Origin of the sequence: Acetobacterium sp. KB-1 (genome assembly GCF_003260995.1) — a bacterium.
GTDB lineage: Bacteria > Bacillota > Clostridia > Eubacteriales > Eubacteriaceae > Acetobacterium > Acetobacterium carbinolicum.
The window spans coordinates 757,366-772,848 of record NZ_CP030040.1; the positions used below are offsets into that span (position 1 = coordinate 757,366).

Here is a 15,483-nt window from a genome sequence, read left to right on the forward strand (position 1 = left end):
TGGCATAATTCAATTAGTTGACGACATAATTTCCTTTTCACCTTTAATCAGGGCCCAGTGCCTAAAGAGTTTATCACCACATAATTCCGGTAATTCAGTAATGCTGATCTGCTGATACCCAGTCGTTTTCAGCGTTTGCGCAAACTGTACTGAATTGGCATTACGCAGTGGTAACAGCTTTTCAATCGCTTCGGTATAATGACTTGGCATCCTTTCTTTTGTATCTTCTGGACAAAAACACAAAATCCTGCCACCTGGTTTTAAAACCCGCCACCACTCCCTCAGGGTTTCTTCCGGCGTGAAAACCGTCCACATAATCAGACGATTAACGATCACGTCAATACTATCATTCTCAAAAGGAAGCTCATTCCAGTCTCCCTGAATAAAGTCAATGTCCAGGTTAGTTTCATTAGCAATTTCTTTTGCCTGTGCCACCATTTTTTCCGCAAAATCAATACCCACACTACGATAACCCGCCTCTGCTGCTAAATGCGCCAAAAAACCAGTGCCGGTTCCCATATCCAAAACTCTCTGGTTTTTATCTTTACCAATATGTTCCACCAGAATTTGTTTCCAAATATCGCGATCTTCGCGCTGATTATGTTTTTTATCATAATGTTTTGCATGCTGATTCCAGACCGTTTTTATTTCTTCATCAAAAGTAGCCATTTTTTTCCTCTTTCATTAATTCTCTAATCCACTACCGTAAAGGCTTTTTTCTGGTTGTTCAGCCCCGGAATGGTATAAATTTTTGCATTTACTTCAAAATAGTCTTTGATATTTGCTTCAGTAATCATTTCGTGACTCGGTCCAAATCCATACTGACCTTTTCCCAGCAGCAAGGTATCATCTGAAATCCGTAAGGCGTGTTCAGGATAATGGGTATTGATGATACAGGAGATCCCCTGTTCGTCTTTGAGCCGCTGGATCAGTTTTAAAACCAAAAACTGGTTTTTGAAATCGAGATGGGATTCCGGCTCATCCATAATCAGAATTTTCGGTTCGTTAGCCAATGCTCTGGCAATATAAACCAGTTGTAATTGTCCCCCACTTAATTGAGAACAAAGTTGATCTTTGAAATCGATGATGCCGACTATGGACAACGCCTCCAGTACCTTTTCCCGGTCCAGCTTTGAAGGCATCCCAAAGATCGACACATGACGGCTTCGTCCCATGGTGACCATATCAAAAACCGAAAAAGCGAAAACAGTTTTATGCGCCTGAGGAACATAGCCAATCCCATCACGATCCAGCATTGAGGTAAACACCTGGCCATCAACCCGGGTTTCGCCTTCCTGCCACTTGAGCAGGCCCATCATGCATTTCAGCAAGGTAGTTTTGCCAATCCCATTTTGCCCCAGGATAGTCATAATCCGCCCTTGTGCAAGTTCAAAACTAATTTGCGAAAGCACCTTATTTTCCGGATGATAGCCATAGCTACCCTTAATTACTGCCAGTTGCATCTCAACACCCCTCTGTTTTCTTGTAAACCAGCGCGAAAAAAGGCGCTCCGATAATGGCTGTCAGAATTCCAATGGGGATTTCAGAGGGGGTTAAAACCCGGGCAATAAAATCCACTGTCAATAAAAATACCGCGCCACATAAACAGGATGCCGGCATCAGATATTTATGGTCTGAGCCAACAATCATTCTGCACAAATTTGGAATAATCAGGCCTACCCAACCGACGATGCCCGCTACCACCACCGACGATGCCGTAATAATGGTAGCCGCGGCAATAATGATCATACGTGTTTTTCCGGGGTTGATCCCCAAGGTTTTGGCTTCTTCATCCCCCAATGTTAAAACGTTTATCCGCCATCGAACAGCGATTAATACCCCAATGCCAACCAAAATCGGTACAATGATTTTACCAAGGTCTTCAAAGGTCGTGTTTGAAAAGCTTCCCATTAGCCAGAAGGTAATCGCCGGCAACTGAGAATCGGTATCAGCCACAAATTTGACCAGCGAAATCAGGGCGTTAAACACGGCCGAAACAATGATCCCGGATAAGACCAGCGCTAAAATTGAGGATTCGTTTTTTAACCGCGAAAGAAGTAGGCTTACTACTACACTTAAAAGCCCAAAAGCAAAAGCCATCGCAGCCGTAACCCCGGTGGTAACCCCATTAGTCCAAAGAATTCCCAGGGCGGCACCAAAACCGGCCCCGGCACTAACCCCCAATACATCAGGGCTGACCAGAGGATTATGAAAACAGCCCTGAAAAGCCGCCCCGCTGACAGACAAACCAGCGCCCACCAGAATAACTATAAAAAGCCGCGGTAGCCGAATGTCAAGTACTACCGTTTTATCAACACTATCAAGAGGACTGCCTAACAGTCCGGACCAGAGCAGCTTTAAAACATGCTCCGGCTCGACATAATACCGACCTAAAAATAGTGAAGCAAAAGAAAAAACGATTAGTAACCCCAAAAGCAATACTATAAATGTGTTATTCCTGGTGATTGGTTTCATTGAAATCTTACTTACCGCTACCAGGAATCAAGATAGACTGGATCATTTCGTCACTGAGTTTAATTTCATAACGGCGCTCATAAAACTCCTTCAGAATCGTTTGATATTCATTGTCTGACAGTTTTTCGGGAAAGTTTTTGCTGACCAGCCATTGAATCATCAGCGGTGAGTCAGCACAAGGAGTACCCCAGTTCATAATCCCCACCGGAGTATTATAGATTTTACCGTCTTTGAAAGCCTGAATCTGAGACCAGTCCTGGCCGGCAATCGAACCTGATAAATACTGATCTGCCGGTAATCCCCGAAAAACATAGACAATATCAGGGTTCCAGGCTAGCAGTTGTTCCATGGTTACTTCAATGTTTTCACCGCTTAGCTCAGCCGCAGCATTAACCAATCCACTTTTCACTAACCAGTCATCCCCATAAGTACCGGCACCACGAACAGTAATCTTATCTCCGGTGTTACTCATAATCATCAGACCTTTTTGTTTTTCGACACTGCCGATTTCAGCAAGAATGGTATCGACCTTTTTATTGGCGATATCCCATTCCTGTTGTAGCGAATTGTCATCTTCCAAACCAAAAATTTCCCGCATCAACTGATCAATCTGGACCGACCAGTCTTCGTTAACCTGATTCTTTATAAAAAAGTCCACCACGGGGACCTGAATCGTCTCCAGACCTTTTTTTTGGGTATCTCCATAGACTAAAATAATATCCGGATCAAGCTTTAGAAGTTCTTCGGCATTAGATTCATAGGCAGATGATACAAAGGTCGTGTTGATTTCTTTATTATTGGGAACAAAGTAATCCAATAAAACTTTATTCATTTCGGTCAGCGCGATCGCACTGACACCAACGATATTGTCGGTACTCAATCCGTTGCTGACATAGGTGGATAACAGCGGTGGCGCAATGATCACCACATTTTTGATTTCTGCCACGGCTGGCAGGGTGACTGTTTTTCCAGCCAGATCGGTAATCGTTCGCTCTGATTTTGAAGCCTCACTGGTTTCATCTTTTTTTGTTTCGCCACAGCCCGCTAACAGACTGACCATCAGCAAACACATACTGATAATTAAGACACGTTTTAATCTGTTTTTCATTCTTCCTGTCTCCTTTAAGATTTAATCAATTTATTTAGTTAGTTTGTTCAGCAGATAGGCCGCTCCACGAAAACCCATTAAACCCGGCTGATCTTCAGTGAACCCGGCAATTTTGGGATGGGCAACCTGAATCCGATCCACGCTCGGCAGGTCTCTGATTTGCAACCCATCTGCCAGAACCAGAACGTCCTGATGACTTCTGAGTTTTTCATAGGCCGACTGACTGATCACCGACAACTCGGTGGAACGGGAGCACCAACTGCTCTTTAGAAAATATACTTCAAGATTCAGCTCGTCTTTAAAAAACTCAGCTAAACCCCGGACGCTATCTTCATGGCCACAAAGTACGATGGTTTTTCCCGAATTCTTTTGAATGACCTGTTCCTTGGCTATTTTCAGTGCTGTTACGGCCTGATGAACGGCGGCATAATCGGCCTTCTGGTTAATAACACGTTCAATCTTCTGCAGCCAGGCCCGGGTTCCTACCAACCCGTAAGGCCGGCCATCAACATAGGGAATCTCGAACCGCTGCTGCAGATCTTGTGCGAGCGCCAGTCCCTCCTGCCGGAGCACCAGATTTACCACCGCCTGCCCGATATTTCTGCAACTGGCGACACTGGTGTTTCCGGAAAGGTTGCAATTAAGTTCCATAGCAAAACACTTTGCCATCATGTCTTTAATTTCAGCGGCTTCGGCCAGATGATTGTATTCATCGGCACAGCAGCCGATGATGTTAAACCGATTCTTTTTAGGCCGATTTTTAATGGCTATCTGACCCAGTAAACGCAATGCCGTTTCAATCCCCACGGTCCAGTCGTTTTTCAGACCACCTCCTTTAATTGTTATCAGTTTGGCGTCAATGTGCGGTTTGATTTCATGGCAGATGCCATCAAGATCCACCCCGATCACCGCGGCCACTGATGAATCCAGAACCACAATCACTTCGGGGTGAAGGCGCTGATCAATTTCCATCAAGACCTGATTGAGCCGGTCATAGTTACCAAACACCACGACATCCTCATCCATTGTGGTGGTGTAAAAGCTGGCCTGCGCCGCATTCCCGAATTCTTTTAACGATTCCAGCAAATAGCGGGTCGTGCCCTCCGGCCCGAACTCCACAATCACCAGCTCCCTGACGCCGCTGAGGGCCCACAGCAAACCCATCCGTTCCGATGGGACGGGATAATTGTTAGAAAGATACATCCGGTGCACCTCCCGCTAAAACTGATTTGACCGCCGCCAGTGCCCAGGTGATCGCTTCATAGCCAATTTTTCCCGGTGGCACGAGTCGTTCCAGGTGCAAGATTCCCAATTGTTTTAAATAATCCACCGGTCCAAAACCAATGTATAAATCCGGTAAAAGTTCCGGCATCAGACTGACTGCCGCATTGGGATTGGCTACGTAATTCACATAGGGATCCCAACCCTGATCGAGAATCCGATCAATCTGCTCCTGACTGTTATCCGTGAGCCGATAGGCGTTAATCAGCAGTGGCACCATTCCCAGGGAGGTCAGAAATGCCGCCGCTTCAAAGGCATCCGGCGGCCGACCACCATTGACAAAGCTTTTTCCGGCCAGCACCTGCCGCGCCTCTTGCAGCTGCGAAACGGCGTTTTGATGAGCTTTTTCAATTATTTTTTGAATCGAGATACCCAAATGTCCTGCCAGCTGCTGGTAACCTGATCGGATCTTATCCAGCTCAAAAGAGGGTTCAAAGAAAACGTAGGGAGTGCCAAACTGGTCTTCCAAGGCCATTGCCAGTTCCCGACCGACCTCGCTGGTGACGATATTCAGGGCCGCCGCCGGGGCGCTCTGAAGGGCTTCAATGTTACAGGGTTCCGGAATGATCAGATGAAGCGTAATCCCGTTTTGCGTAAGCAGTCCCAGCAGTTCCGAATCCTTCAGAGAGCCTTCGATTCCGGCATGAAAATTTCGTCCCAACAGATTAACCGTTCCCGGTTTGACCGTTTGCGGTTTCATCAGCCGGACCATTGCTTTCATGGTCTGGGACACCGCCACCCCAAATTCATTGCAGTTTCGGTCATAATGGGCCACATGAATGGGCAGAATCGGAATGCCACATTCCTTTTCGGCGGCTTGACTAATGGCTTCCAGATCTTCACCGATAATTTCAGGAATGCAGGTGCTGACTAAAAAAATACAACGGATCCGGGGATCTTTGGCGATCTGCAGCAAGGCTGTCAGGATGCCATCGCGACTGCCAAAAATAATATCGGTGTCTTCAAAGACACCGGCAAAAAACCGCTCGTAGCCCGGTTCTTCACTGTGGTAGATGCAGCTGTTTCGGGCATACCAGGTGCATTCAGCCGTTCCGACGACCAGGACAGCCGCTTCTCTGATCAGCGGCGCTGCTACGGCCACCCCGAAGGTTGGACAAAAAACCCCACATGAAATAGCCACCGACGCCCCATAAATATCCTTATTATGGTTAATTTCTGACAGTCTGTTTAAACGCATGCTGCTGCCCTCCCGGCGGTTTTTTCACAGTCAAACAATTTATCCGCCAGCGCCGCATAGGATCGCGCCTGAGGGCTTTCCGGAAAGGCCTCAATCACGGTTTGATGTAAGGCTTCGGCCTGTTGCACCAGTGGATCGCGTTCAATCGTGTGGAGAATTGCGGTGTCAATTTCCCGGGCGGACTGAGCAACAATAGCCGCTTCATTGACAATCCCCTTCTTATTGAGGATCAGCCCCTTCAGACTGGCATATCCCCGGGAACCAAAAGATCGCACCGCAGCAGCAATATTATCGGCGGCATAAAGCGACATGCTTTCTCCCGAAGTCACAATGCAAACGCTGTCGGCATAGCCATTACGGATCGGCATGGCAAAACCGCCACAGACCACATCTCCCAACACATCGTAAATGACGACATCCGGGTTATAAACATCATTGGCTTTCAATTCAGCCAGTTTTTCAAAGGCCGCAATAATTCCCCGACCGGCACAGCCGATTCCAGGTTTTGGTCCACCAGCTTCGACACAGAGGACCCCGCCACTGCCAGTAAATACAAGATCAGAAAGTCTCGTAGCTATATCCTTATCCCGAATCACTTCCAGCACTGTCGGGATGCGTTTTCCGCCAGTCAGGTTGATGGTTGAATCTGATTTAGGATCACACCCGATCTGCATCACTGTTAACCCTTTTTGGGCCAAAGCCGCGGAAAGATTGGACACCGTGGTTGATTTTCCAATTCCCCCTTTACCATAAATCGCTATTCTTTCCAAAATTTACCTCCATTTTTTCCTAAATAAAAAAACCGCAGTTATCATAATGACAACTGCAGCTCCGTATTTATGCTGAATTTAAAATACAAAGAAATGGCATCGCTACGCCTTTCTTTGTTCTTCACCTATTCTGTAATCACGCAGAATAAAAGAATATCCACACAGGCAGGTTTTCTGACTCAAGCGTCTTCATTTTTCCTACCTTCCCAAATGATCAGTGGTATTCCTGGAAAAACTCCTCTTATACAGCGGCGGTACCGTACAGGATTTTCACCTGTTTCCCTATTATGCCGGCATTGCTATGCCAGCCACCTCTATTTCTGATTTAATTGTATGCCTAGTATACAACTAACCAGTTACCGCGTCAAGTCTTTTATTTAGTCTCAACAAACATTTCTGATGCCGATTTTACGACAATATCGCCGATATCTTGCAGGGTTAACGTTTATAAAAGGCGACAATTTCTGCGACCACCCGCTCCAGCTCTGGCTCCGAAAGGCTAAAGTATAATGGCAGCCGCAGCAACCGCAGGCTTTCGTTGCTGGTAAAGCGGTCGGCACCGTGAAAGCGTCCGAATTTCTGGCCGCCGGGGGTTTCATGGAGGGGGGTATAGTGAAAGGCGGTACAGATCTGATGCTGCTTGAGCCAGTGAATCAGATCGTTCCGTTCCTGCTGACTGGCGGTTTTGATATAAAACAGATGACCATTATGCTGGCAGTGTTCCGGCACTACCGGCAGCTCAATATAGCCAGCCGCAACCAGCGGTTTTAACCGTTCATAATAGTGCTGCCACAGGTTCAGCCGCTGCCGGTTAACCATTTCGGCGGCTTCCAGCTGAGCCAGAAGATGAGCCGCGTTGAGTTCGCTGGGTAAATAGGAGGAACCCAGATCGACCCAGGAATATTTGTCCACCCGGCCCGCCAGAAAATCATGGCGGTTGGTGCCCTTGTCGCGGATAATTGTGGCCTGCTCGATTAGATCCTCGCGATTAATCAGTAGGGCGCCACCTTCCCCCATGGTGTAGTTTTTGGTTTCATGGAAGCTGTAACAGCCCAGATCTCCGATGCTTCCCAGGGCTTTATTTCTGTAGCTGGCCATCACACCTTGCGCCGCATCCTCCACCACCAACAGATCGTGGCGTCTGGCAATAGCCATAATCGCATCCATCTCGCAGCCAATGCCACCGTAATGGACCGGCACCATCACCTTCGTGCGGGACGTGATAGCGGCTTCAATCAGGGTTTCGTCAATGTTTAAGGTATCCGGCCGGATATCAACAAAGACAATGGTGGCACCGCGCAGGGCAAAGGCATTGGCGGTGGTCACAAAGGTGAAGGCCGGCATGATCACCTCATCTCCGGGCTTGATGCCGGCCAGCAGGGCCGTCATTTCCAGAGCCGCGGTGCCGGAGTTCGTTAAAAAAGCCCCGGGGATCTGGGCGTTTTGACACAACCAGTCCGAACAGGCTTTCGTAAAAGGGCCATCCCCACCAATCTGATGATTTTTAGTGATGGCCGCTTTTATATATTTTATTTCGGTTCCCAAATAAAGGGGCATATTAAATGGTATCATGGTCATTTCCTCTTTTGTCTTAATCTGGTGAATGATTGGGGACTTGACCGGTTCTTTAAACGTCAATCAAATCCAGGATTTCTTCTTTCAGGGCCAAATAGCTTGCATCCACTTGAACCCGTCCGGTGCGTTTATCAACCCGGTCACAAAAATCGACGGTAAATTCCTGAATAATGGTGCCGGGACTTTTGGACATCACCAGCAGGCGGGTGCCCAGCGACAGGGCTTCGTCCACATCATGGGTGATCATAAAAATGGTGTTCTGATCATCCTTCCAGATTTTTCGCACCAGTTGCTGCATATGAATCCGGGTCAGTGCATCCAAAGCGCCAAAGGGTTCATCCAGTAGCAGAATCGCTGGCTCATTGGCCAGTGCCCGGGCCAGCGCCACCCGCTGTTTCATCCCCCCGGACAGTTGAAAGGGCGGCTGATCGGCCACCTCCAGCAGATGCACCTGGGTCAGATAATGGTTGGCAATCCGGGTGATCTCGTCTTTGGGAAGCCCTTTTATTTTAGGGCCAAACTCGACATTTTTACGGACACTCATCCAGGGATAAAGAGACGCCGACTGAAAAACCACACCCCGTTGACGGTCCGGCCCTGAAACCGGCTGACCCTGCATTAAAAAGGTGCCCTCACTCGGCAGGGTAAACCCGGCAATAACATTAAGCAGGGTGCTTTTTCCGCAACCCGAAGGTCCCAAGACACAGATGAAATCATGCTGATTGATCTTCAGATTTACCCCATCCAGGGCGCGGACGGGTTCGTTTTCGTTGGGGTAATCCACGGTTAAATTGTCAATTTCGATAATCAGCTCGTTTTTCATCTTAATCCATCCTTATTCTAATGACATCTCAATATACGTTGAATTAATAAAAGCGTCAAATTCTTCCTGGCTTGGTGAATTGTCAATGGATTTCTGGCTTTGCAGAAAATCCGCAGTATCTTTCATGATTTTAGAAAAATTCCCGGGCTTACCGACAGACCCCATATAATCTGATCCCAGTTGTTCCTCCGGCGTCAGCCAGATTGAACCGGTCATCTGCATCAAAGCATTTTCGGCGGTGATACCCAGTTCAGCCGCTACACTTTCGGCCGCTTCCTGCGGATTGCTGCGGTAAAGATCTCCACCTTCACTGAGGCCTTTTACAAAACCGGCGACCAGATCCGGATAGTTTTTAGAAAATTCTTTTCGAACCAGACAGACATTAGCTGTGACATAGCCTTTTTTTGCCATCTCTGCACTGTTAACCAGGATGCTGCCATTTTTTTCGAGATCACCGAGGGTGGGTTGCCAGGTATAAGCAGCGTTAATATCACCCCGCTCCCAGGCGGCCACAATTTCCGATGTTTGCATGTCAAGCAGTTGCACCTGATCTTTTATGCCAGCTTCTTTTAAATAATTAAGCAGACTATAATGAGCGGTACTGGCAAAAGGGGTGGCAATCTTCTGACCGACCAGGTCTTCTGGTTTAGTGATATTAGAGCCATTCTTCACCGCCAGACCTTCGATTTCCCCCAGCACCTCATGAATCCAGATCAGTTCCACATCAATACCCCTGGACAAAGCAATAATCCCATTGGTGTTTCCCATGGTGGCAAAGTCGATACTGCCAGAAGCCAGGGCCTTGTTGGCATCTACGCCAGAGTCAAAAACGATAAACTCATAGGGTACACCCAGTTCATTAAAATAAGCGTCAAAGATATCGCGTGTCTTACTCACCGTCTCATCATTGGGTACCCGCAGATAACCGATATTCACTTTCTTTGGTAAGGCGCCCCCATCATTCTGACTTTGACAGCCGCTAAACAGCCCTGCCACTACAACCATAATTACCAGCACTGCCAGCACCCAGACCTTATTCTTTATTACTCTTTTCATTTCCTAACCTCCTATTGATATCCCTTCCAAAAGACAATTTTCTTTTCCAGGGCCTTCAGCCCTTGATCAATTAGGACTCCTGATATCCCCATAATGATAATGCCAACAAAAATCACGCTACTTTTTAAATACCGGGAAGCATCAATAACCATCCAGCCCAGACCGGATGTGGCCGCAATCATCTCCGCCGATACCAAGGTGGTATAGGCTACCCCCACCGCCGTCCGAATGCTGGTGAAAATATCCGGCAAACAGGCCGGAAAAACGATCTGAAAAAACAAATCCTTACCGCTGGCTCCCAGAGACTTGGCACTGAGCAGATACTCAACCCGGATATTGGACACCGCCGACACACAGGCAATGTAAATAGGCGCAAATGCAGCCAGATATAAAAGCGTAATTTTAGATGACTCATCAATCCCCAACCAGAGAATAAGCACTACATAATAAGCCAGTGGCGGCAATGGTCGATAAAACTGTACGACGGAATCCACAATCGCTCCAAACTTACTGAAGTAGCCGCTAAATAATCCCAGTGGCACAGCCGTAACAATGGCCAATACTGAAGCAATAAAAAGCCGAAACAGACTGATGCCCAGATGTTCCCATAGACTAATACCATTATAACCGTCTTTAATAATCGCAAAAAAGGTCTGGACCACTTCCCCGGGTGATGGCACAATCAGGCTTGAAACGAGATTAAACCGGGTAATGATAAACCAAACCAGAAAAATAAAGGCCCAGGTCAAAAGCGTCAGCATCCGATGGTTTTTGTCAAAATCCTTCTTGTTCTGCATGCGTCCTCCTGATTTCTGGGCCTTTAGCCTGTTGTTTATTTAAGTCTTATCTTAACAAAAATTATAGTTCGTTACAATGGGTTTGCGATTCTTTATCTGATCATTGAAATATTCATAGGTACAAATTCCCAGGAAGGAACCTGAAATATTAAAAATATTGTCAAAACCCAGCTGTCCCAGCGCCCGAACCATGTTGTAGCTACGTTGGGCGCTACGGCAATGGATGTAAACGGGTTGATCTTTGGGAATCTCAGCCAGTCGCTGACGGAATTGACTTAAGGGGATATTTACTGCATTGATCAGATGACTTTTTTGATATTCATCCGGTTCTCTGGCATCGATGATAAAGGCATTGCTTTCTACCAATTGTCGAGCCGCGGTCACCGGTACCTGCTTATAATCGCCATTGAGAATATTGAGGGCAACCATGGCGGCAAAATTTACTGGATCCTTAGCAGTACTAAAGGCTGGTGCATAGCAGAGCTCCAGTTCTTTAAGATCTTCTAAGGTAGCACCCATGGAAATCATCCCGGCAACGACATCCACCCGTTTGGTGGCATTACCCCGACTGACAGCCTGGGCCCCGATCACCTTTCCGGTAGGCACTTCATAAACCAGTTTAAAAAAGAAGGGATTCGCATCAGGCATGATGCCAACAATATCGCTGGGAATCAAGTAAACCATGTCATGGGGAATACCGCATCTTTTTGCCATGGATTCAGTTAAACCGGTAGAGGCCACGTTCATTTCAAAAATCTTGATGCAGGATGAACCAATAACGCCGTTATTTCGGGTTGGTATCCCATACAGATGATCGGCAGCCGCTCTGGCCTGTTTCTGAGCTGGGCCAGCGAGCGCCAACTTTGTTTTCTTGTGGGTCAACTGATGATACACTTCAACGGCATCACCTACCGCATAGATGTTTGGGTTACTGGTCTGATAGTGGTGGTTCACCAGTATCGCTCCAGTTTCACCAATTTCAAGTCCGGCTTGCTGGGCCAGTCGGGTATCTGGAGTGACCCCGATGGCCATTACCACGGCCTGGGCTTTTAGCGTTTTTCCGGATTCCAAAACGACTGCATCGTCACCAATGGTCGCAATGGCATCTTCTAAAATCAGTTCTACCCCATTGTCCATCAGCTCTTTGTGGAGAATCTGGACCATGTCGTAATCGAGGGTACACATGATCTGATCAGCTTTTTCTACCAGGGTAACATTAAAACCAGCCGCTGCCAGTTTCAGGTTTTCGGCAACCTCTACTCCAATAAAGCCACCACCGACAACAACCACATCTTTGACGCCATTCTGAACAAACTTATTGATCTTATCAATATCTACCACATTTTTGACCGAAAAAACATGGGCTTTGTCATAACCAGAAATTTTAGGTACGATTGGGTTGGCCCCAGGTGCCATAAACAGGACATCATAGCTTTCTTCATATTCTTTCCCGGCCAGCAGATCCTTAACCTGAACGGTCTTCTGCTCAGGCTTGATCCCAACAACTTCCTGGTTAACCCGGGCGGTAATATTATATTGTTTTTTAAAGACATCCGGTGTCATCAACACCAGATCTTCACTATTTTCAATCATACCACTGAGGTGATTGGGCAAACAACAATTTGAAAAGGATACGTTTGGTCCTTTTTCAAACATAATAATCTCTGCGGATTCATCCAGTCTTCGTGTTCGCGCCGCTACTGAAGCACCTCCAGCAACACCACCGATAATAACTACTTTTTTACCCATTTGTCTTCTCCTTATATGTAGATTTTTTGCATTTACAACGTTCTATGTTTTTCTGCCAAGCTACTATTTCTGATGTCGGTCCGGGGGAATAATATTAACTTTTCCAGCAAAGACTTTCAGGGCTAAAAATCCACCCAGAGCCAGTGTCACAAAGAATCCCCATCCGGAAAGTGAAAAATTGCCAATTCCTGAAAACAGGGCACCGATATTACAACCACCAGCCAGTCTGGCACCAAAGCCCATTAAAAAACCACCGATTAAGTAATAAATAACATCTTTTAATTTAAAGTGTCGGTCAAATGCGAAGCGTCCTGCCAGAAGAAAAGCGATGGCCGCACCTAGAATAATACCGATATTTCGCAAGGAACCGGGATCATTTAAGTAGAATAATACCGATATTTCGCAAGGAACCGGGATCATTTAAGTAGAATAATACCGATATTTCGCAAGGAACCGGGATCATTTAAGATTCCACCATTGGCAGTTGCTACATAGTCTGCAAAAACCGGTGCCGTAAAATGAATCCCAAACATCTGTAAGAAAGCCACGCCCCAGGTCACAAACGGTCCGGTCACGCCCCAGCTATGTCCGGTTGAGATTAAGATGAATCCAAACATAATCGCCAACAAAATACCGCCAGTCATAAAGCTCCAACGTTGTACAAAAATTTTGTGAAAAGTGGCATAACTAAATAGTTTAAACGGTTCTTTATTAGGAATAGGCAATTCCTGATCTTCATAAACGGTCTTTTCATAGTAGCCTTCTTTTTTGCGGAAATTCTCATACTTACGTACTACCAGATAGAGTATACCCAGAAGTGCGACTGAGAAGATCACCGCTCCCACATAGCCCATCACATCCGGCAGATAAAGCTTCATCCCAATCTGTCCGATGGCGGAATTGTTTAAGGCATCCTGGGCCATCAGTCCGGGCAGAGAGCCCAGCACAAAAGTCGTCATCGCGATCATCGACCGGCCGGCTCCTTCGCCTAAGTCACTAAGTGTCCCAGAAGCACAGCCCCCGGCTAACATCATGCCAATACCAAAGAGAAAACCACCCAATAGAACGGAAACATTTAAAAACTTGACAGAACTAAGTCCCGGGGGATCGATCCCCATCATCGTGGCAGAAAACTGAATTCCAGCGGCCAGCACCATAGAAATAGCAAACATTACCAGCAGTGCGGTACTGAGACTGCCTTCGCCAGTCACATAAATCCGTTTAAATCCGCCAGCAAAACCGTAGCGGGACCGCGTTAAAATGTAACCCAGTGCTAAACCAGTGATTAGAAACAAGGTCAGTTTCTGATCCACATTGCTTTTGAGAGCCCCGAAAAGAATAACTGCAATTAATAAAACCAGACCAATATAAGGCTGTACGCGTTGCTTTTTACTTATATCAATTGTTTTGGGAATGTCGACTCGATTGGAAATATCCATAACTTTACCTCCTATTAGGTTAAAACAAACATGAAGTGGCAAGATGCCACTTCATATTTAGTATCTGAATGATCAATTAATTGGTAACCAGTGGGTAGCCTTTGTTCACCCAACCAGCGGTTCCGGTAGCAGCTGTTCCAGCGCCAGAATTGAGGGATACGGCATCATAGCCCAGTAATCGTAGTCCCGCTACGGTCTGTCCGGCGGTTTGTCCGGTGTAACAATAGACAATAATGGTTTTGTCAGTGGGCAGGGTATCAAACTCAGTTTCCATGCCTTTACCAAAAGGAATGTTGGCTGCGCCTTCAATATGGCCTTTGGCAAAATCTTCTGCTTTTCTGACATCCAGGAAGGTGATGGTTTCGTCTTTGGCGTCCATCGCGGCTTTCGCATCATCCTCGGTAATTTTGTAGTTGGCATATTTAGTATCCTTCACATCTGTCAGACCGGCATAATAAGCAACAATGGCTTCTTGAATATCAGGATCAATTACCGTTTTCACAGAATCATCAAAAGCGTTGGGGGTTGTTTCAATCACGGCATCAACACCTTCAACCTTGGAAATCCCCAGCTTATAACCAAGATTTACCGATTTTGTCTCAAATCCGGCCAGGTTTAAAAGTAACACCGTCTGTCCTGCGGTTTGTCCGGTAACACAATAGATCATAACCGGCTTATCAGCAGGAATCTTATTCAGATTTTCAGCCAGGTTGGGACCCCATGGCATACTAAGGGCTCCCTTTACATGTCCCTCGGCATAAGCATCGGCACTGCGAATATCGATGATAGTCATCTCTTCGCCAGCTTTTACCTTATCGATAAAGGCAACCTGATCAATTTTATTGATGTCTTCAGGCATGTTGGCAAAATACTCATTGGTAGCTGTCACCACTGCATTTGGTTCGTTACTGTCACCTGATTGGGTACTTCCGGTTGTTGCCGGCGTACAGGCACTGACAAACATCATGGTGGCGATTAAGGCCATTAATACAAAAATACGACTTCTCTTTAACATTTCTTTTCCTCCAGATCGTTAATTATTTAATTAACAACATTGTAACCGATAATCAAGGGGTTTGGTTCACGGACTTTGTAATGCTGTATTAATGTTATTAATGGCAGTCAACAAAACGTTGCACTCATGACTGACCGCACCGTCTAATTGTAGAATTGCTGTTTGTCGCGTGATCCTTTCCCAGCTTTGTGTTATAC

At 46.5% G+C, this 15,483-nt stretch carries 15 protein-coding genes and 1 riboswitch; all 15 genes read right to left on the bottom strand.

Translation table 11 applies throughout. From position 1 onward, the window contains the following. Positions 1-9: 9 nt before the first annotated feature. The 15 genes from DOZ58_RS03540 to DOZ58_RS03610 all read right to left on the bottom strand — a co-directional run bounded on the left by DOZ58_RS03540 (position 10) and on the right by DOZ58_RS03610 (position 15,286). Positions 10-669 carry a class I SAM-dependent methyltransferase gene (locus DOZ58_RS03540; RefSeq protein WP_111887041.1) on the bottom strand — a complete coding sequence of 220 codons (660 nt, stop codon included), beginning with the start codon at positions 667-669 and terminating at the stop codon, positions 10-12. Positions 670-692: 23 nt separating this feature from the next. Continuing rightward, positions 693-1,463, bottom strand: a complete 771-nt coding sequence (locus DOZ58_RS03545; RefSeq protein ID WP_111887042.1) for an ABC transporter ATP-binding protein — start codon at positions 1,461-1,463, stop codon at positions 693-695. 1 nt (position 1,464) lies between these two features. Further along, positions 1,465-2,475 (bottom strand): iron ABC transporter permease, encoded by a 1,011-nt coding sequence (locus tag DOZ58_RS03550; protein WP_111887043.1) that lies wholly within the window; start codon positions 2,473-2,475, stop codon positions 1,465-1,467. A gap of 7 nt (positions 2,476-2,482) precedes the next feature. Continuing rightward, positions 2,483-3,583 (bottom strand): ABC transporter substrate-binding protein, encoded by a 1,101-nt coding sequence (locus DOZ58_RS03555; protein ID WP_111887044.1) that lies wholly within the window; start codon positions 3,581-3,583, stop codon positions 2,483-2,485. 30 nt (positions 3,584-3,613) lie between these two features. Beyond that, a complete protein-coding gene (locus DOZ58_RS03560; protein ID WP_111887045.1) occupies positions 3,614-4,786 on the bottom strand; it encodes a nitrogenase component 1 in 1,173 nt (390 codons plus the stop codon). Then, positions 4,773-6,062, bottom strand: coding sequence for a nitrogenase component 1 (locus tag DOZ58_RS03565; protein WP_111887046.1), 1,290 nt, complete (start codon positions 6,060-6,062; stop codon positions 4,773-4,775). The genes DOZ58_RS03560 and DOZ58_RS03565 overlap by 14 nt, the downstream gene beginning before the upstream one ends. Further along, positions 6,053-6,832, bottom strand: coding sequence for an AAA family ATPase (locus DOZ58_RS03570; protein WP_111887047.1), 780 nt, complete (start codon positions 6,830-6,832; stop codon positions 6,053-6,055). Before DOZ58_RS03570 ends, DOZ58_RS03565 begins: the two co-directional genes overlap by 10 nt. Before the next feature lie 146 nt (positions 6,833-6,978). Then, positions 6,979-7,163, bottom strand: a riboswitch (cobalamin riboswitch). Between the two features lie 107 nt (positions 7,164-7,270). Then, a complete protein-coding gene (gene rffA / locus DOZ58_RS03575) occupies positions 7,271-8,404 on the bottom strand; it encodes a dTDP-4-amino-4,6-dideoxygalactose transaminase (protein WP_111889669.1) in 1,134 nt (377 codons plus the stop codon). Positions 8,405-8,459: 55 nt separating this feature from the next. After that, entirely contained in the window at positions 8,460-9,230 is a 771-nt protein-coding gene (locus DOZ58_RS03580) for an ABC transporter ATP-binding protein (RefSeq protein ID WP_111887048.1), read from the bottom strand. A 12-nt stretch (positions 9,231-9,242) separates the two neighbouring features. Continuing rightward, on the bottom strand, positions 9,243-10,286 hold the full coding sequence (locus tag DOZ58_RS03585) for an ABC transporter substrate-binding protein (RefSeq protein WP_111887049.1): 1,044 nt from the start codon (positions 10,284-10,286) through the stop codon (positions 9,243-9,245). Between the two features lie 11 nt (positions 10,287-10,297). Beyond that, on the bottom strand, positions 10,298-11,083 hold the full coding sequence (locus DOZ58_RS03590) for an ABC transporter permease (protein ID WP_111887050.1): 786 nt from the start codon (positions 11,081-11,083) through the stop codon (positions 10,298-10,300). Positions 11,084-11,134: 51 nt separating this feature from the next. Then, a complete protein-coding gene (locus tag DOZ58_RS03595) occupies positions 11,135-12,832 on the bottom strand; it encodes an FAD-dependent oxidoreductase (protein WP_111887051.1) in 1,698 nt (565 codons plus the stop codon). Positions 12,833-12,895: 63 nt separating this feature from the next. Beyond that, positions 12,896-13,252, bottom strand: coding sequence for a YeeE/YedE thiosulfate transporter family protein (locus DOZ58_RS03600; protein WP_111887052.1), 357 nt, complete (start codon positions 13,250-13,252; stop codon positions 12,896-12,898). Continuing rightward, on the bottom strand, positions 13,249-14,271 hold the full coding sequence (locus tag DOZ58_RS03605) for a YeeE/YedE family protein (RefSeq protein ID WP_111887053.1): 1,023 nt from the start codon (positions 14,269-14,271) through the stop codon (positions 13,249-13,251). Before DOZ58_RS03605 ends, DOZ58_RS03600 begins: the two co-directional genes overlap by 4 nt. Positions 14,272-14,347: 76 nt before the next feature. Further along, entirely contained in the window at positions 14,348-15,286 is a 939-nt protein-coding gene (locus DOZ58_RS03610) for a rhodanese-like domain-containing protein (protein ID WP_111887054.1), read from the bottom strand. Between the last annotated feature and the right edge of the window lie 197 nt (positions 15,287-15,483).

Excerpts from the sequence above, each read along its gene's own strand:
- DOZ58_RS03590 (WP_111887050.1), bottom strand. The coding sequence starts at position 11,083 with ATGCAGAACAAGAAGGATTTTGACAAAAACCATCGGATGCTGACGCTT.
- DOZ58_RS03600 (WP_111887052.1), bottom strand. The coding sequence starts at position 13,252 with ATGATCCCGGTTCCTTGCGAAATATCGGTATTATTCTACTTAAATGAT.
- DOZ58_RS03605 (WP_111887053.1), bottom strand. The coding sequence starts at position 14,271 with ATGGATATTTCCAATCGAGTCGACATTCCCAAAACAATTGATATAAGT.
- rffA (WP_111889669.1), bottom strand. The coding sequence starts at position 8,404 with ATGATACCATTTAATATGCCCCTTTATTTGGGAACCGAAATAAAATAT.
- DOZ58_RS03610 (WP_111887054.1), bottom strand. The coding sequence starts at position 15,286 with ATGTTAAAGAGAAGTCGTATTTTTGTATTAATGGCCTTAATCGCCACC.
- DOZ58_RS03585 (WP_111887049.1), bottom strand. The coding sequence starts at position 10,286 with ATGAAAAGAGTAATAAAGAATAAGGTCTGGGTGCTGGCAGTGCTGGTA.
- DOZ58_RS03540 (WP_111887041.1), bottom strand. The coding sequence starts at position 669 with ATGGCTACTTTTGATGAAGAAATAAAAACGGTCTGGAATCAGCATGCA.
- DOZ58_RS03580 (WP_111887048.1), bottom strand. The coding sequence starts at position 9,230 with ATGAAAAACGAGCTGATTATCGAAATTGACAATTTAACCGTGGATTAC.
- DOZ58_RS03595 (WP_111887051.1), bottom strand. The coding sequence starts at position 12,832 with ATGGGTAAAAAAGTAGTTATTATCGGTGGTGTTGCTGGAGGTGCTTCA.
- DOZ58_RS03565 (WP_111887046.1), bottom strand. The coding sequence starts at position 6,062 with ATGCGTTTAAACAGACTGTCAGAAATTAACCATAATAAGGATATTTAT.
- DOZ58_RS03550 (WP_111887043.1), bottom strand. The coding sequence starts at position 2,475 with ATGAAACCAATCACCAGGAATAACACATTTATAGTATTGCTTTTGGGG.
- DOZ58_RS03545 (WP_111887042.1), bottom strand. The coding sequence starts at position 1,463 with ATGCAACTGGCAGTAATTAAGGGTAGCTATGGCTATCATCCGGAAAAT.
- DOZ58_RS03555 (WP_111887044.1), bottom strand. The coding sequence starts at position 3,583 with ATGAAAAACAGATTAAAACGTGTCTTAATTATCAGTATGTGTTTGCTG.
- DOZ58_RS03560 (WP_111887045.1), bottom strand. The coding sequence starts at position 4,786 with ATGTATCTTTCTAACAATTATCCCGTCCCATCGGAACGGATGGGTTTG.